The organism is Trichocoleus sp. ST-U1 (genome assembly GCF_039961835.1).
Taxonomy (GTDB): Bacteria; Cyanobacteriota; Cyanobacteriia; order Cyanobacteriales; family FACHB-T130; genus FACHB-T130.
The window spans coordinates 64527-81441 of sequence record NZ_JAMPJZ010000013.1; the positions used below are offsets into that span (position 1 = coordinate 64527).

The 16915-nt window shown below is 46.1% G+C and carries 15 protein-coding genes; 12 read left to right on the forward strand and 3 right to left on the reverse strand.

Features of this window, described 5'->3' with window-relative positions:
* Positions 1 to 221: 221 nt before the first annotated feature.
* Complete coding sequence (locus tag NDA06_RS07625) at positions 222 to 518, forward strand: hypothetical protein (RefSeq protein WP_190985211.1); 297 nt, start codon at positions 222 to 224, stop codon at positions 516 to 518.
* A 53-nt stretch (positions 519 to 571) separates the two neighbouring features.
* Here the strand turns inward: NDA06_RS07625 and NDA06_RS07630 are convergent, their stop codons facing one another.
* On the reverse strand, positions 572 to 1066 hold the full coding sequence (locus NDA06_RS07630) for a DUF427 domain-containing protein (RefSeq protein WP_190985212.1): 495 nt from the start codon (positions 1064 to 1066) through the stop codon (positions 572 to 574).
* 501 nt (positions 1067 to 1567) lie between these two features.
* Between NDA06_RS07630 and NDA06_RS07635 the strand changes: the two genes are divergently transcribed.
* Positions 1568 to 2593: a sodium:calcium antiporter gene (locus NDA06_RS07635; RefSeq protein ID WP_190985213.1), complete on the forward strand. Its 1026-nt coding sequence runs from the start codon at positions 1568 to 1570 to the stop codon at positions 2591 to 2593.
* A gap of 185 nt (positions 2594 to 2778) precedes the next feature.
* Complete coding sequence (locus tag NDA06_RS07640) at positions 2779 to 3561, forward strand: ion transporter (protein WP_190985214.1); 783 nt, start codon at positions 2779 to 2781, stop codon at positions 3559 to 3561.
* 94 nt (positions 3562 to 3655) lie between these two features.
* On the opposite strand, the gene NDA06_RS07645 is transcribed toward NDA06_RS07640, so the two are convergent.
* On the reverse strand, positions 3656 to 4501 hold the full coding sequence (locus tag NDA06_RS07645; protein ID WP_190985215.1) for a prephenate/arogenate dehydrogenase: 846 nt from the start codon (positions 4499 to 4501) through the stop codon (positions 3656 to 3658).
* Positions 4502 to 5167: 666 nt separating this feature from the next.
* Between NDA06_RS07645 and NDA06_RS07650 the strand changes: the two genes are divergently transcribed.
* The 9 genes from NDA06_RS07650 (at position 5168) to NDA06_RS07690 (ending at position 16101) form a co-directional block, all read left to right on the forward strand.
* Entirely contained in the window at positions 5168 to 6748 is a 1581-nt protein-coding gene (locus NDA06_RS07650; protein ID WP_190429586.1) for a pentapeptide repeat-containing protein, read from the forward strand.
* A 98-nt stretch (positions 6749 to 6846) separates the two neighbouring features.
* The gene (locus tag NDA06_RS07655) at positions 6847 to 8475 is read left to right on the forward strand and encodes a helicase C-terminal domain-containing protein (protein WP_190985216.1); all 1629 of its coding nucleotides are present in this window, start codon (positions 6847 to 6849) and stop codon (positions 8473 to 8475) included.
* A gap of 122 nt (positions 8476 to 8597) precedes the next feature.
* A complete protein-coding gene (locus NDA06_RS07660) occupies positions 8598 to 8813 on the forward strand; it encodes a DUF2839 domain-containing protein (protein WP_190413707.1) in 216 nt (71 codons plus the stop codon).
* A gap of 457 nt (positions 8814 to 9270) precedes the next feature.
* Complete coding sequence (locus tag NDA06_RS07665; RefSeq protein ID WP_190413027.1) at positions 9271 to 9615, forward strand: DUF1815 family protein; 345 nt, start codon at positions 9271 to 9273, stop codon at positions 9613 to 9615.
* Positions 9616 to 9736: 121 nt separating this feature from the next.
* Positions 9737 to 10642: an alpha/beta hydrolase gene (locus tag NDA06_RS07670; RefSeq protein WP_206753538.1), complete on the forward strand. Its 906-nt coding sequence runs from the start codon at positions 9737 to 9739 to the stop codon at positions 10640 to 10642.
* Positions 10643 to 11213: 571 nt separating this feature from the next.
* The gene (locus NDA06_RS07675) at positions 11214 to 12095 is read left to right on the forward strand and encodes an Npun_R2479 family HD domain-containing metalloprotein (protein WP_190413028.1); all 882 of its coding nucleotides are present in this window, start codon (positions 11214 to 11216) and stop codon (positions 12093 to 12095) included.
* A 115-nt stretch (positions 12096 to 12210) separates the two neighbouring features.
* Positions 12211 to 13356 carry an ABC transporter permease gene (locus NDA06_RS07680; protein ID WP_190429182.1) on the forward strand — a complete coding sequence of 382 codons (1146 nt, stop codon included), beginning with the start codon at positions 12211 to 12213 and terminating at the stop codon, positions 13354 to 13356.
* A gap of 145 nt (positions 13357 to 13501) precedes the next feature.
* On the forward strand, positions 13502 to 15277 hold the full coding sequence (locus NDA06_RS07685; protein WP_190985217.1) for an iron uptake porin: 1776 nt from the start codon (positions 13502 to 13504) through the stop codon (positions 15275 to 15277).
* A gap of 485 nt (positions 15278 to 15762) precedes the next feature.
* Positions 15763 to 16101, forward strand: a complete 339-nt coding sequence (locus NDA06_RS07690) for a hypothetical protein (protein WP_190985218.1) — start codon at positions 15763 to 15765, stop codon at positions 16099 to 16101.
* 95 nt (positions 16102 to 16196) lie between these two features.
* Here the strand turns inward: NDA06_RS07690 and tsaB are convergent, their stop codons facing one another.
* Positions 16197 to 16895: a tRNA (adenosine(37)-N6)-threonylcarbamoyltransferase complex dimerization subunit type 1 TsaB gene (gene tsaB, locus NDA06_RS07695; protein WP_190530114.1), complete on the reverse strand. Its 699-nt coding sequence runs from the start codon at positions 16893 to 16895 to the stop codon at positions 16197 to 16199.
* Positions 16896 to 16915 lie beyond the last annotated feature (20 nt).

Below are 16915 nucleotides of genomic sequence, written 5' to 3' on the forward strand. Positions count from 1 at the left end.
ACGATAACTGAATTGCGCGATCGCTCACAGAAGATATTCTTTGTAATTTCTCTTTCTGTCGCAAACACTGCTCGCTAGAACGGCTGAGGATATACCAGTGGCTTTCTCTAGCTTTAAGTCACAAAACTTATTGAAACTTATTTTCAATAAGCTATACTCCAAAGTAGAACATCTTTCTGTTTAAAAGTTTCAAATTTAGTTTATTCAGCGGTTATAAAACAATGCCATTCCCTAACAATTCGGCTACTTACGATCTGAGAAGTTTTGGCAGTAAACCTGATGCCACCTCTGCAAAAATAGAGAACCGATCGGATGAGACTGACGCCGCCTCTGTCGATTCGCCACTCTTCTGTAACCTCGACAAAAACGGGTCAGCAGAGGATTCCACTCTTAATAATCAAAACCTCCCGCTTACGGAGAGTAGCGTCCCGACCTATTTTGAGGATGAAGACCCGGAACGCACGCCAGAACGATGGTGGAAGAGACGGCAATGCCAAGGATTGACCGGATTTTCTTAAATTAGTTCTAGGCGCAGTAGGGGTGTATAGATGCTGTACACCCCTGGCAAATGCTACCAGCCCCAGGTTCCTGGCTCACCCTTGAACGGGCCAACAATATCGCTGGTGATCCAGCCGCCGTAGAAACCTCCAGGTTGCGGCTGCACTTGTTCTCCATCGACCGAACAAACATCCATCATCTGGGGATAGAAAGCGAGATAGTCCTTGATGCTGGCGAAGCTTGGTGTGGGATCGGGATAACCCCAAGCAGCATTCGGTGCCTGTTTGTCACTGACAACGACTGTGTAGTAGACAGCACCTCCCTTCCACTCGCAAAACGATCCCTGAATGCTTCGCACCAGGTATTCCATTTTGATATCTAGCGGAGGAATGTAGTAGACAGGCGGGTGACTGGTTTCCAGTACGCGCTTTGCCCGCTGGGTATCGACAATTGTGACGCCGTTGAAGATGATTTGGATGTGCTTGGATGATTCCTCAAGACGCGGAGGACGAGGGTAATCCCATACGGACTCTTGACCGGGTTCGGGTGCAATGCGATCGCGTTTCATGCTGACTTTTTCTGTTGTAAAATCACACTCGCTATTTTAGATGTGCCGCGCTGTCGCTTCGCTGATTGTTGTAGTTGGCGGTAAGAAATGCGAGAACCCGTGTATAGGAGCATACAAAAAGAGCGATCGCTCCACGAGAAACTTTTGCTGAATCTGACTTCTAGTACAGGCACCTGGCAAGATGTGTAAGGAATAATGATCTTTAGGGAGCCATTCTCAAGGTGCTTACTTTGACCGTAAATAGCAGACAAAAGCGGTGGATATATTAATACAATTCCGGTTATCTACTCAAAAAATTAAAATTTTAGAGGACATATCCCCAAATAAAATACGGTCTGCTTAGCCGTATTTGGAGAACCCGTAACTCTCCGGAAAACGTTGCTATGAGACCTTTTCCCTCCTTTTAAAGAGGGCGAAGGAGATATTTTCCCCTGACAAATTCTGCTTGAAGCAATCAGATATTTTGCATTGAAAAATTTAGCCGAACCGTAGTGGGTGGATGTGTTTGAATCCTTAACCCTGAGTATTAGTGTTTTTTTAATCGCTGCCGTGGTTATTGCCGTTGTGGGAACCAAGATGGCAAGCACAGCGGATTGCCTAGCGGATGAAACGGGTCTTGGGGAAGCACTGATGGGTGCCTTGTTTCTGGGCGGTAGTACCTCATTAGCAGGAATTGTTACCTCTGTCACCGCCGCTGCTGGAGGTCACGCCGAACTTGCCATCAGTAGTGCTTTGGGAGGGATTGCCGCCCAAACAGCATTTCTTAGTATTGCCGATCTTGCGTATGGTAAAGCCAACCTGACACACGCAGCTGCCTCCGTGCCAAATCTGATGCAGGCAACACTCTTGGTTGCTTTATTGGCAATTCCTCTGATGGCAATGTCTGGGCCAGATGTCAGTGTTTTTGGGATTCATCCCGCCTCGTTCCTAATCCCATCTGCCTATATCTTCGGCTTGCGTTTGGCGGCAGAGGCTCAAACTACACCAATGTGGTGGCCTCGGCGGACTGCGGAAACGCAAGTTGACGAACCGGAGGCAGATAATTCCGAGGGTACTAAATTGACTGTGTTGTGGTTAAGGTTCGCTTTGCTGGCGGGGCTGCTTGCCGGTGCCGGTTATTTTGTGGCGGAAGCTGGAATCTCGATCTCTATGCACAGCGGTCTTTCCGAAACGATGGTAGGAGGGCTTTTTACCGCTTTGTCAACTGCCCTACCGGAACTGGTAACAACCATCGCGGCGGTGCGACGAGGGGCGCTGACGCTTGCGGTGAGTGGCGTTATCGGGGGAAATAGCTTCGATGTGATGCTGGTGGCGTTCTCTGACTTTGCTTATCGGCAGGGTTCGATTTATCATGCTTTGGCACAGCCTCAGATTTTTGCGCTCGCGTTGACGATCCTGATGACCGTCATTCTAGTTTTGGGCTTGTTGCGGCGGGAAACACATGGAATTGGAAATATTAGCTTCGAGAGTTTTTTAATTTTGCTCCTATACTTAAGTGGGTTTTCGCTGCTGTTTTTTGGGAGTTGAGCAACTATCACTGAGGTTTGCTTTGTTAAAAAAGAAACAAAAACTTTGAGTTATTCAAAATAATTAATTCAAAATTCAAACGTGATTTATCGCTCTATCTTTAAAGATTTTTACCGATTATCGATTACCCGACTTTCTCCTGTTTGATATCAAGCTGCCACTTTTCGTTTTGTGATTTTATCTAGATGCGGCAAAAAATTGCTTTTTATTTAGAAGACATTGAAACACCAACAGGAAAAGCGTTCAACTTCCTAATTACAGGAATGATTTTGCTGTCTTCAGCAATTTTTGTTATCGAAACCTATCCACTCCCAAATTACGTCCGAATTAATCTTAATACTATAGACTATGCAATTTTTCTACTTTTTGCATGGGAATATTTGATTCGTTTATGGTGTGCAGACAATAAAGTTCAACATATATTAAGTGTTTATTCAATTATAGATTTAGTAGCAATATTGCCATTTTTATTAGGAGTGGTAGATATCAGCTTTATCCGGGTATTTCGATGGTTTAGGATTTTGCGATTTCTTCGATTTATAGAAGGTAAAAGATTATTTGGTCGCACCATCAATGAAGATGGAGAGATTTCAGCTCGAATATTATTTACTTTATTAGCAATCATATTTGTTTATTCCGGCTTGATTTATCAAGTTGAGCATCCAGTAAATCCTCAAGTATTCGCTACTTTTTTGGATGCTGTATATTTCTCTATTGTCACAATGACAACAGTTGGATTTGGCGATGTAACACCAATTTCACAAGGAGGTCGCTTGATGACAGTCTTAATGATTTTGACCGGAATTGCTCTGATTCCTTGGCAATTGGGCGACTTGATCAAGCGATTGGTTAAAACAGCTAATCAGGTAGAAACCCTTTGTCCTACTTGCGGTTTATCATCCCATGATACAGATGCTCGGTTTTGCAAAATTTGCGGAGCAAAGTTGGAAAAACTAACAGGTAGCTAGTAGCGAAGGAAAGCGATCGCATTTGCGGCAGATTGTGCTGTCGTTGCCTAATGGGCGATAGTCCGGTAGAGCGATCGCGCTTTTTGCAAGAAACCTATTCGAGGTTTAAAAATTTCGGTCGGGTCTGCTGGTTGATAGAAAGTTTTTCCTGCAATGCGTTCCAGTCTTCTTGTTCAATTTGAGAAATAATTTGATCGAGTCCGGTTCGATATTGTTGAAGGCTTCGCAGTAATTCCCCGCGATTGTACCGCGCCATCATCACGCCTAACTCTGGATTGCCTCCGCCGACGCGGCTGGTATCCCGGAAGCCAGAACTCGCCAATTGTTGCGCTAATTCTAGAACCGCTGGGTCGGTTTCGTTGATGCAGGCATTAATTAAACCAGCACTCACCATCACCGGCAAGTGAGAAATCCAAGCCACCGCGCGATCGTGATCTTCTGGACGGCACTGATAGATTTTAGCTTTGAGCGATCGCGCGATTTCCTCGACAATATTCACGGCTGCTGGGGGCGTCGTCTTCACCGGCGTCAATACATAAGCTTTCCCAGCAAATAGCTGAGTCTGAGCTGCTTCCAGACCACTTTCTGCCGTCCCCGCCATCGGGTGCCCCCCCACGAAGTTCGTCCAAATCGGTTCTAGCGCTTCCACCACCGGCTTTTTGACCGAACCCACGTCTGTGATGATGGCGTTGGCAGACAAATGAGGAATCAGCTGCTGTACGGTTGGGGCGATCGCGCTAATGGGCGTACACACAAAAACTACATCGGCAGCTGCCAAGAGTGCCAGATCCACACTCGCATCATCTACGACCCCACGCGCGATCGCATCAACACACGTTTGCTCTCGACGCGCGATCCCCAAAACCTGATAGCCAGCCGCTCGTAAGTCCAAACCCAGCGAGCCGCCAATTAGCCCCAACCCTACAATCCCAATATTCATGGTTCTGTCTAATACTATTTCACCGTAAGGCCGCCACAAATAACTTGCTGGAAATGGCTACTGGCTCAGACGCGAACTGACAAGTCAGCGCTGCGCCATCGCCGCAAGTCTTCTACAGTTCAAAATCTCAAATCCAAAATCTAAAATGGTATAAGCTCCTAAATCTCCTCAAAATGAGGAAGACAAGAGCAATTTAGCTGTCTCCCCGAAACAAGGAGGGCTGGAGAGGGGTTCTCTCTGGGACTACTGTACCGATGTTCTAGCATGATGTTCTAGCATACAGTGCCAACTTACCCCACGATCCAATCAGCCGCTCGTTAGGCTTCTGTCAAAATGGCTGGACGACTATTTTCTTAAAGTAAAGCCCTTCCAAACAGATGAGGTAGGGAGCATAATAGATTTCTTCATTCATCCTTCATCACTCTGAGGATGCCCTCACTGAACTTACTTCTAAGATTTACAGAGGGGCACGCTAGATTAGTGCTTGTACAACTTTGTACAACTTTAGATAGATGCCGGGGAAAAATCCCGACTCAACGCAAGCAAAGCCAGGGTTCATCTGCTGCAAACTCACCCAGCCACTCAAAACGACAAATGAACCTCAAGGCTTGCTGGTAGCGCCCTCCTCCTAACCATAAAATGAGAATGCTGGCAAGGTGGCTCGAAATGAATGTCGATGAACTGATAGTAAGATACGCAGCCGGTGCGCGAAACTTCGCGGCAATTGACCTGAGTGAGGCAAACTTGAGTGGCATCAACCTCAGCGGCGCTAATTTGACAGGCGCTAATTTAAGCGTGGCGAATCTCAGCGGTGCCAATCTCGAAGCCGCTAACTTGACTCAAGCCAAACTTAATGTCGCGAGGCTTAGTGGAGCCAATCTTAGCAATGCCATCTTAAACCAGGCAAACTTCAACGTTGCTAACCTGATTCGAGCGGATATGGGGGGGGCGCAGCTCATTCAAGCGGTCTTGATTCGAGCCGAGCTAATTCGCGCCGATCTGAGTGGATGCAATCTCAAATCAGCGAACCTCAGCGGTGCTGATTTGCGTGAAGCCACTCTTAGAGAAGCCAATCTCAGTCGCGCCAGTTTGAATGAAGCCAACCTCCGGGGTGCCTTTTTGACGGGAGCCAACTTGGAGCAGGCAAACTTAAATGGCACCGACTTGAGCCGCACCGACTTGAGCGGTGCCAATTTCCGAGAGACAGAACTAAGACAAGCCAATCTCAGTCGCGCAAATCTCAGCGGAGCGGACTTAAGCGGCGCAAATCTGCGTTGGGCAGACTTAAGCGGTGCAAATCTGCGTTGGGCAGACTTAAGCGGCGCAAAATTAAGCGGAGCTAACTTAATCGGCGCAGACCTTAGCAATGCTAATTTACTCAATGCCAGCTTAGTTCACGCCGATCTTACCCAAGCTCGATTGATTAAAGCCGATTGGATTGGAGCTGACTTGACCGGGGCGATTCTAACCGGGGCAAAACTGTATGCAGTCTCCCGTTTCGGCCTGAAAACCGAAGGAGTGACCTGCGAGTGGGTTGACTTGAGTCCGGATGGCGATCGCACGGAAATTTTTCGTCTTACCACTGAAGAATCAAAAAAGTTCTTCAATGAAACGCTGCCAACCGTCCGAATTATCGTAGATGCACCGTTAGATTTAGAAGCAAATTTAGCACTAGCCACTACTTATCATCACCTCTCTAAGCATTATCCGGGGATCGCTCATCCTCCCAGTTTGGAAGTCAGCGCTCGAAAAACAATTCTCACTTTCAGAATTGATAGCAACGATCAATTATTTCCCCTGGCTTACGTGGCTATTTTTCCCTTCAACGATGCAGTAGCAACTCAGAAAAATATCAGCGCTCTAGTGAACCTACTTCAATCTCAAAATCAATCATCACTAGGGCATAAAGATGCTCAGCGGGTCAAGCAATTAACTGCCTCCCTTAATAAAACAATCAATCAAGTCGGTAGTCTCGATATTTGCAAAATGGTGCCCGAACTGAAAAGAAAATTAAACTTCTTCCAGGCTCCAACCCAGACCGTGCTAAATAATTCTACGGATCAAACCTTGAATGTTTATCATCACCCAGTGTTTGGGAAACGGTTTATGAATCAAAGTCAATCTAATTCCAGCGGTTTGCCGAAAAACAACTCGGTGGAAGCGCAAAGCTTGATTCTCCCCCCAATAGGTACATTGATTGAATTTGTCAAGGAATTTGATTATTTAGAAAAATTACAGCAAAGTTGAACAAAGGGTCAGCAGGCAAAAGGCGAAAAAAAAGAGAAAATATGTAAAGCGATCTTTTTTACTTTTTGCTTTCCTAACTCTAAAGTCTCAAATCTAAAGTGATAGAGGTAGAAGTTCATTCCTCACTACGTGCATTCCTTCGCGAGCAGGAGAATCGTTCTTGGCCTCATCATCTGACAATGGCGAGGCTAGTGGCACGGGCTTTAAGATTAGGGCGTTCTGCCCTGATTCAGACTGGAGTTTCTTCGCACGGTACGGGGAAGTATCGCCTGAGTTACCTAGCACCGGCACTGCTATGGACGAAATCTGTCATCCTGGTGGCTCCAGAATCAGTTCAGCAACGCTTGCTAGAGGTGGAAATTCCTCAGATGCGACAGTGGATGGGGAGGGAAAAAGCCATCCTAACAGGCGATGCATGGCCTGACGCTGACTTTCAGGGACTGCTGTTAATCTCTCCAGAGGTTTGGTTAGCTGACCGCCTCAAAGGGCTAAATCGGATACCCTTTGGCATTCCGACTATTTTTGATGGTGCCGATGACTTGGAAGAGTGGGCACGCGACCAACTGACTGCTAGCTTGCGACCCAGCGATTGGGAAGAGTTGATGCTGGCCTTTCCCCGTAAGGTAAAGGCAATCCGGGATGCGCGGGTACAGCTAACAAAAGCTGTCTTCCAGCATCCAGCCAATCCTTACGAGTGCTATCTGATTTCACCTGCTGAGCAAGACATCTTGAGGCGTCTCTATGCGGTCTTAGAGAATGCGATAGGAGTTGAAGGCAGACAGAATCTTGTCGAAACAAGAACGATCCCGTCTGGAGAGCAGGGGAGTGGGAGAGGGGGAGAATTTCCCGCCTCGCCAAATTTACCCCCGGCTTGGAGAAATTTTTGGCATCGGTTGCAAGCAGAAGACCAACTCATGTGGGCAGAAATTGCTCGGAGTCAGGGCCAATTTTCTTTGTATTGCGGCCCCGTTGAGGTGGCAACTACTTTAGAAAAAATCTGGCACCACGAGCCGGTGGTATTGATTGGTGCGGCACTGGATTTAGAGACAGAAGCGATCGCCTATCGTCAGCGGGTAGGATTGGGCAACCTAACGTGTCTGAAGTTTTCTCCAGATAGGCAGAACGAACTGATTCAGCTATATCTCCCCGATCGGCTGCCCATGCCAAATACGCCTCAATTTCAGGGAGTTCTGATTCAAGAAGTCCAGATGCTAGTTGAGACAATGGATCGGTCGCTGGGAGAAAATCCCGACATTCAAAGACTAGCGGTGATCTTGGTCGAGGACACGCCTTTAAAAGCCCAGGTGGCGTCTGTGATGGCGGCTGAGTTTGGCTCCCGCGTGCAAGTAGAAAAAACCAGTTTGTCAAACAATGGCATTCTGGTTACGGGATGGGAATTTTGGCGGCATTATCAGGAGGCGTTGCCTGCGCCCCAGTTGCTAGTGATAGCGACGTTGCCGATCCCCTCTCTAGAAAATCCCCTGGTAGCAGGCCGGGTTGCTCATTACAAGGAACAGCGTAAAGATTGGTTTCGCTTGTATCTATTACCAGTGGCTTTGAGTGAATTGCAGCGAGCGATCGCCCCCGTGCGAGAATGTCGGGGCGTCGTTGCTCTCCTCGATGGTCGCGTAAATAACCGCAGCTACGGCTCTCAAGTGCTGGAAGCACTGAGTCCTTTGGCTCGGATCAACTATTTGGATAGCAACTGGTTTACTAGCGATCGCTAGCTTCTCCCACACCCCTCAGCGATCGTCGCTTTGCCTCAATCTTGTAATTTAATGAATAATTCAGCGGCAACTTCCACGCCAGCGTTATGATAAGCAAATGTCTAAAGGCATCACCAAAAATCATGGGTGAATCCAAGCGTCGGAAAGAAGCACTCAAAGAGAAGTATGGTCAAGATACCTACATCCTTCCTTGGGTGCCGATTACCAAAACTCAGGCACAACAGTTTGTGAAAATCTCCGGTCAGGGGGCTTGGTACGGTATCGGTTTCCTGATCCTTTTTTGGATAACTATCCGCTTCATCGGACCTTCCTTTGGTTGGTGGCAGGTTGTCAACTAGACCTTCCTAAAAATCTGGTTGGGTGAAGTGCTTAGAGACAAAGTATTTGATAGATTTGTCTTGCCGACAGGTAAACCAAAGCTATCAGATTCTTTGTCTCTAACTTTATAAGTAAGCTTCGCCTATAGGACTAGGTTTAATTGATTATTCTTATCCTTAGCGAGCGATCCCCTTAAATGCAGCGATGATTCTGCCCCTGGCAACACTTTACCGCTAAGTCCGTCTTTAGTTAGAAGTAACCTTTAGCACTGCTGTTTAGGATGCAGGAGTATCATTCAAACTGTTATTGTTGATACTTGGCTTTTCTGAATAGTCAAGTTAACCTGGTGCAAATCAGGGAGCCGTCAAGTTCTAAATTTTCCTATGCTCCTCAATTAATTTACCGTCATGCCTGGGGAGCAAAATCTTAAGAAAGTATAAAAGGTTTAAACTAAGGTGTGGTGGTTGGAGGACAACCGTGTTTCTACGACTTGCAGAGCAACACCGTCAATTTGTACAGGATCTAGTGATGAACCTCCAAGCTCTGGCGATTGTGCTAGAGCAGCGGGGCTATCTGGCTTCTTGCTATACCTGCGGAGGCCAAATGAATAGCGCATCATTTATGGTTAGTCTTGGTGACAACCATCTAATTCGCTTTTTAGTATCGGATTATGGGATTACCTGGACAGAAATGCGGGATGACCGTGAATTAATGAAGCTAGAGGGCGCTGAAGCGATTTGTCAGCTACAAGACCTAGCCAATCTAGTTAAATACCAAATCAAACCTTCTGAGTATCGTCCTGCCGTGCCCCAGCGAGGCTAAAGGAGTTAGCGTAGCAAGGTTTCGCCACTCTCTTTAGACAGATTAGCTCCTAGGACTGCTAATCTGAAAAGTGAGAAACCTACGTGCTAACCCCTGGCGATGGATGCCGGAAGAGATGTCTATGACCGCCCTTGATTGTGCATGGCAACACCATTTTATTGAGACCAACAACATTCGCTTACATTGTGTCACCCAAGGAGAAGGAGAGCTAGTTATCCTGTTGCACGGGTTTCCAGAGTTTTGGTATTCCTGGCGGCATCAAATCCCAGCACTGGCTCGCCATTTTAAGGTGGTGGTTCCCGATTTGCGGGGCTACAACGATTCGGATAAGCCTCTCAGTGGTTATGACCTGGATACTCTTAGCGCCGATATTCGGGGTCTGATTGAGAATTTAGGGTATGTCCGGGCACATATTGTTGGTCACGATTGGGGCGGATTGATCGCATGGCATCTAGCGCAGAAATTTCCAGACGTTCTAAATCGTCTGGCTATTTTGAATGCACCGCATCCGTACAGGTTTTGGCAGGAATTGACGGGAAACTTGGATCACCTGCGCCGCAGCTGGTACGTTCTGGCGTTTCAGATTCCTGGTTTGCCAGAGTGGCTGATTCAGCAAAATTTAAAAGATTTTGTAAATAACGTGTTTCGGGGACAGGCGGTTCGCAAAGGCGCGTTTTCTGCCGAGGATGCCCAAGTGTATCAGGCAGCACTGGCAAAGCCTGGGGTTTTGGCGGCGGCAATTAACTACTATCGATCGTCTTTGTCGCCTCAAAATTGGCTGCATCACTGGGGACGATCGCCCGATCCCGTCACTGTGCCTACCTTGATTTTGTGGAGCGAAGAAGACGCCTTTTTGACTCGAAAACTCACCGAAGGCATGGAACGCTTAATCGCTGCTCCTTTCAACCTAAAATTTATTAGTCACTGTGGTCACTGGATGCAGCAAGAAGTTCCCCAAACCGTCAATCGAGAACTCTTAAACTTTTTCCGCTCCCCAATATTAACTGGTGGCAAAAAAAACTTCTAAATCTATTGGTAAAAATCTATCGAAGAAACTGCTGCCAGTGTGGTGAGATTTAAAACTGGCGACTTCGCTCATGTCAACAATCTTTAACAACACGCTTGATAGCGCCAAATTAATTGGCGCTATTGGTTTTGGAAATGTTAATTTAGCAAAAGTTAGAAGAAACTAAGCTGATTGACCGGAATAGCCTAAAAGCCCTATAGTCCCGGTTTCTTCGACTACAGAATTTTAGGCGATCGCGTTGAGACTCATTTTCCAATTTTTCAACAAACTCAGGTCACAAGGCAGTATCAAACCCCCATCTGGCGGTCAAAGAACGAATTGTGATGCGAAACACAGAGCAACCATGACAATTAACAACCCCAGTCGCCGAATTTTGTTGCATCCTGGAAGGGTAGGGGTTGTATCTATTTCGTTCGACAGAGGACAAGGTTATATCCTCGGATTAACTCGATTTATGGCGTAGCGCCACCAGCAAAATGATTGGGTACCGTGAGAGCGATCGCCTCATGCTCAATTATTTCCCAAATCAGCAACGCCCCCTCACTGCACTCAGTATCAGCGAGAACTAAGGATGTTTAACGCTACAGAAATTCTAATTGACTCTTTTGTTCAAAGAATTCGTGAAGGCTACCGACGCACTTACGGCGGCTACAAGCCCGACTACGAAGATATTATTGCCTGGGCGGGGGGTATGGCTCTGGAAAACATTGCCAACAGCGACGCCCTTTATCACAATGTTGAACACTCGATTTTAGTCGCTCTGGTCGGGCAAGAAATCTTGCGCGGTAGACATATCCGCGAGGGCGGGGTGTCCTGTGAAGACTGGTTGCACTTCATTCTCTCCTTGGTTTGCCATGACATTGGCTACGTGAAGGGCGTGTGTCGCCTAGATAGAGACTACGAAAGACTGTATGCGACGGGGCAGGATGCAGAAATGGTTTCCGTGCCTCGTGGATCTTCAGATGCCAGCTTGACACCGTATCACGTCGATCGAGCCAAACTCTTTATTGAAGAGCGCTTTGGCGGTCATAAGCTGATTGATGCGGAATTGATCAAGCGCAATATTGAACTCACTCGTTTTCCAGTCCCAAAAGCAGAGGATCATCAAGATACGGTTAATTATCCAGGCTTGGTTCGGGCATCTGACTTGATTGGTCAGCTGAGCGATCCCCGCTACCTGAAGAAAATTGGTGCCTTGTACTATGAGTTTGAAGAAACTGGCGTCAATCAAGCCTTAGGTTATCGGCATCCTGGAGACTTGCGGCGGAACTATCCCAAATTTTACTGGCATGGGGTATTTCCGTATATTCAAGATGCGCTGCGCTACCTGTCGCTCACTCAGCAGGGTAAGCAAATCATTGCCAACCTCTACTCGAATGTGTTTGTTGTTGAGCACGAAAGTGCCGAAGATGAGCGGAGGCAACTGGAAGAACAGCTAGTAGTTGGAGCTTAGAAAGGGGACCAGTGGGGAGTTAGGAGCGAACAATCCAAATAAGCTTGGAAATCCTAAATTCTAGCTTATGATTTAATTTAAAACTCCTAACTCATAACTCCTAAGCACTAACTTTATGAACTGGTGGCAAAAGCTTAAAAACAATCCCTTAGCTCGTTTTGGCGCTTTAATCCTGTTAATTTTTTACCTTAGCGTTATTGCAGCTGATTTTGTTGCGCCTTATCGTCCATGTGACTCTTATGACCTGTCTCAAGGACTGTGTGATGTACAGCCAAATACGTCACTTTTGCCACCAACTCAGATTTACTGGCGCAACCGTGAGGGACAATTTATTGGGCCGCACGTTTATCCGACGACTCAGGGGCCGACAGATTTAGAGACGGGCGATCGCAAAGTGATTGTAGACTTCCAAAAACCTTCACCTGTTCGCCTGTTTGTCCGGGGACCGAAATACCAACTATTTCAGCTTCGCCTACCGCTGCCACCCAAATTTGATGAGGTGGAAATTCTTAGCGGTATTCCCTTTAATTGGCATCTCTTCGGCACCCTTGGGGAAGGCAAACTGAATTTGTTAGGCACCGATGAACAGGGGCGCGACCAGTTCAGCCGTCTACTGCACGGGGGCAGAATCAGCCTCAGCATTGGTCTAGTGGGAATTGCCATATCTTTCCCCCTAGGTTTGTTGGTTGGAGGGATTTCTGGCTTTTTCGGAGGCACAACTGACAGCATCTTAATGCGCTTTGTGGAAGTGCTGATGACAATTCCCAGCCTTTATCTGTTGGTTGCCCTTGCCGCAGTGCTACCGTCAGGACTAACGAGTGCCCAGCGATTCTTATTAATTGTCCTGATTACCTCATTCGTCGGCTGGGCTGGGTTAGCACGGGTGATTCGGGGACAGGTGCTGTCCATTAAAGAGCGGGAATTTGTGCAAGCAGCACGCGCAATGGGTGCAAAACCGCTGTACATTATCATTCGTCATGTGTTGCCGCAAACTGCTACCTACGTGATTATCTCGGCAACTTTGGCAATCCCTGGTTTTATCGTCGCGGAATCAGTGCTGAGTTTGATTGGGCTAGGAATTCAGCAGCCAGATCCATCTTGGGGGAATATGCTATCGCTAGCTACAAATGCATCAATTTTGGTGTTACAACCTTGGTTGATCTGGCCTCCAGCGCTATTGATTATCCTCACCGTATTAGCATTTAACTTGCTAGGAGATGGGCTGCGGGATGCCCTCGATCCCCGGAGTTTGCGGCGGTAATTTTAAAAGTTTTTTGCGAATTTGTGTGACATATTTAGCAGAGTCGGTCATATTTGTGAACGACTCTGCTAAATTTTTTGTTGAGTTTGTTTCCGAGCTATTCATATAGCTCGGAAACGTGTGATCTGATAGGAGTTGGAAGCAAATGATATTGAAAATTATATTCAAAAAAATTATTTGTTCAAGTTTGAAATACGGGTTATTTAGCTGGATTTTAGTCAGTGGCTTTGTCTCTCAAACTGCTTATTCTGCGGATGTAGATAAAACTCCTCAAGGTAGCAAAGAAATTAGTACGTTTCTAAAGACAGATTCAGATTTACCAAATTTGGATAATCAGCCTGATAACAACACGACTTTGCAACAGGTGGAGGAACTAGAGGAGGAAAATGCAGAAGAGTCAGACGCTGCTGAAGCTTCGATGGAGCAAGTGACCAATGTTTCTCAGATGACAGACGTGGAACCCACAGATTGGGCATATGAAGCACTGCGATCGCTTATCGAACGCTATGGCTGTATCGCGGGCTATCCGGACAGTACTTATCGTGGTAATCGTGCCCTAACGCGGTATGAATTTGCTGCCGGGTTAAATGCTTGTTTGGAGCAAATTACTAACCTGGTTCCGATAACAACTGCTGATGGAATCAGACAAGAGGATTTGGCTACCTTACAGCGATTGCAATCAGAATTTGCAATCGAATTGGCCAGTCTTCGGGGTTCAGTGGGTAGCTTGGAAGCTCGGACTGCGGAAATAGAAGCTACCCAATTTTCTACAACCACTAAATTGAGCGGACTGACAATTGTTGGCGTTCAAGGGCGTAGCAACAATCGTGCCGATTTATTTCCTAGAGATGGGAAAAAAGAGACTGATGATCGGGGTACAAATATTAACGTAATTAATTTTAATCAGCTGTATCTAACTACCCAATTTGACGAACGTAGTTACCTGTTAGCAGGTCTCCAAGCGAGTCAAGGAACCACTGCACCTCGACTAACTAACGATGTCCTACTGAGCTATGAATTGTTTAATGATAACGATGTGATTTTGAGCGATCTAAACTACCGTTTCCTCCTCACCGACAAATTTGCTGTTCTCGTGGGGACAGAAGGAGTAAATATGGCTTACGCTTTCCGAGGCCCAAATCGTGTGGAAAGCGCTGCTACAGGTCCAATTTCTGCTTTTGCCCAAAGAAACCCAATTCTGAATATTGGCTTTGGTCGTGGCGGTATCGGTTTTGATTGGCAATTTGCTAAACGTGCCAGTTTGCAGGCGGTTTACTCAACGACTATTCCAGGATTTTTTCATAGCGATGGACGACCTGACGGGCACAATACCGCAGGTGTCCAACTAGCGCTTACCCCAACCGATCCGCTTGATATCACTTTGTATTATGTTAATGACTACTCTCCCAATGGTTCTTTGCTGACTGGGATTGGAGACGACCAGTTGAGTGCTATTAATCCACTGACTGGTAATTCAGCATCTCTGCAAACTAATGCCGTTGGTGCCACGATTAACTGGCGAATTACGCCGCGCATTTCGTTAGGTGGATGGGCTGGTTATACCAATTCCCACATTCCCGGAAGATCGGGAAATGTAGAAGCAACTAACTATATGGTGTATCTCAATTTTCCCGATTTATTTGGGCAAGGAAATTTGGGAGGAATTTATATTGGACAACCACCAAAAATTGTTAGCAGCGATTTGCCCGTAGGAAATAATATCCCTGACTTTTTCAATACGGGTTTGGGCAGAGAAGGAGGACAACCTGGAACGACCACTCATGTAGAAGCGTTCTATCGTTGGCAGGCAACGGACAACATTAGCATCACGCCAGGGGTAGTCTTTATTTTTGAACCGGGACATACACCCGCTAGCGACCCAATCGCTGTAGGTGTATTACGGACTAGCTTCTCCTTCTAGGAAAATTTCCCTATCTACACTTGTCACATTCAGCAAAGTGCAACATCGCAGGAGTTCTTGGATGTCGCTCAGGATGATATTCTGATGCAGAATGCCAGTTTACACCTCATCAAACCTTTATTTAGCTACAAAAACTTTATCCAAATTTACCGTAATTTTACTAAGTCTACTTTTTTTTAATTTAATATTTTTTTATTTTCAGTGTTATCTCGCTTGTAGATAGAAGAGTAGAAGCTATAAATTGACATAAGGTTCGGTTAAGCAATTATAGTGGCAACTACAAGAATCTCTAATTGTTCTTTGTCGCTCTTTAATCAACCTCAATAGAAATTGTAAATCTTGCTGTATTTGTCTACCCTTGAAAACATTTACGGCAGAAAAACTTATAGGTTGATTTCAAAATTTGTATCTGTAATTGCAGATAGATACAGATTATTTTTGCTTTTGCAAAAGTTAATTATTTATTTAAAGGAGGTTGAGTCAAAGTGGCTAAATTTATTTTTTCTTTGCTAGTTTTTATTTTAACTCAAAGCTCTATTTTAATTGCGGCTAATTCTCAAACCCAAACGGTTATTCCTTTAGAAACTAACATTGTTGATACTATCGACTCAAGCTCCTCTGAACAGACCGCAGAGTGGAATACAAGTGTTAAATCTGACGTTGGTAATACTGTCGTCAATTCTACCAATGTTGAGCAAGTTGTTGTTTCTGAAGCTGGAAATAAAGCTACTGATTCTAGCTCCCCTGTAGCGGACAGTAAAGCCACTAATCAACGGATTCCCATGTCAAGCAGAATTTTTGATGTATCTTCTATGCGACAGTAGCGCCAAGGGGTGATACATCTCAATTTTTGAGATAGTGTCGAAATTATTGTAGAGGTCGGCTGTTTGATATCTTTAAGCGATCGCATCCGCTTATTCTACCCAGATGTTTTCTCCTCAACGGGGTGTTGACCATAAAAGGGTAGTGCTTCTGACCAGTGGGGACGCTTCCCCTGTTGCCAATCTAGATAGGCTAGTTCTAGTAGGCTTGAAACGGTTGCCCCTAGCCCAGCCCCAGCAGCGATATCAATTAGCTGATAGGGATGCCAACTGTCCAGCGTTTGTTGCCATACTGCCGGTGTCATCACGCTATCTGGTAACATCTGAGCGAGTCCGGAACTGGATGGCAATACCTGATAAATGGCGGTAAATAATTGACCCCGTTGAGCTGGCAATTGGACAGCGATCGCATTACTGAGTGAAGATTCTTCACTGTTTCCATTGCCTTGCTGTTTACTTTTACCGACTTCTGACCAAGCCACAGATGCCAGTGTAGAGACGGAAAATAGGGGAATATCTAACTGTTGCGCCAGTGTCCGCGCTGTAACAACACCGATGCGAGTCCCTGTAAAGCTGCCTGGACCTACTGCTACACAGATAAATTTCAAATCAGCCCACATCTGCGGCTGAATAAACTCAGCCAGATGATGATGTAAATGAGTGGATAAATCGCGCCCTAAATCCCAAGTTTGACAGCGCGAATCTCCAGAAAAGTTATTGAGTGCTAGACCTAGTTCAGGACTGCTGGTATGTAGTGCTAAGCCGTATTTTGTTGGATCGAGCTTCACGGAATTTATGCCCAGTTCAAGGGATCGAT

Bases quoted from the DNA above. Each gene is read 5' to 3' on its own strand.
- NDA06_RS07650 (WP_190429586.1), top strand. From the start codon at position 5,168: ATGAATGTCGATGAACTGATAGTAAGATACGCAGCCGGTGCGCGAAAC.
- NDA06_RS07640 (WP_190985214.1), top strand. From the start codon at position 2,779: ATGCGGCAAAAAATTGCTTTTTATTTAGAAGACATTGAAACACCAACA.
- NDA06_RS07660 (WP_190413707.1), top strand. From the start codon at position 8,598: ATGGGTGAATCCAAGCGTCGGAAAGAAGCACTCAAAGAGAAGTATGGT.
- NDA06_RS07645 (WP_190985215.1), bottom strand. From the start codon at position 4,501: ATGAATATTGGGATTGTAGGGTTGGGGCTAATTGGCGGCTCGCTGGGT.
- NDA06_RS07625 (WP_190985211.1), top strand. From the start codon at position 222: ATGCCATTCCCTAACAATTCGGCTACTTACGATCTGAGAAGTTTTGGC.
- NDA06_RS07685 (WP_190985217.1), top strand. From the start codon at position 13,502: ATGATATTGAAAATTATATTCAAAAAAATTATTTGTTCAAGTTTGAAA.
- NDA06_RS07670 (WP_206753538.1), top strand. From the start codon at position 9,737: ATGACCGCCCTTGATTGTGCATGGCAACACCATTTTATTGAGACCAAC.
- NDA06_RS07675 (WP_190413028.1), top strand. From the start codon at position 11,214: ATGTTTAACGCTACAGAAATTCTAATTGACTCTTTTGTTCAAAGAATT.
- NDA06_RS07630 (WP_190985212.1), bottom strand. From the start codon at position 1,066: ATGAAACGCGATCGCATTGCACCCGAACCCGGTCAAGAGTCCGTATGG.
- NDA06_RS07680 (WP_190429182.1), top strand. From the start codon at position 12,211: ATGAACTGGTGGCAAAAGCTTAAAAACAATCCCTTAGCTCGTTTTGGC.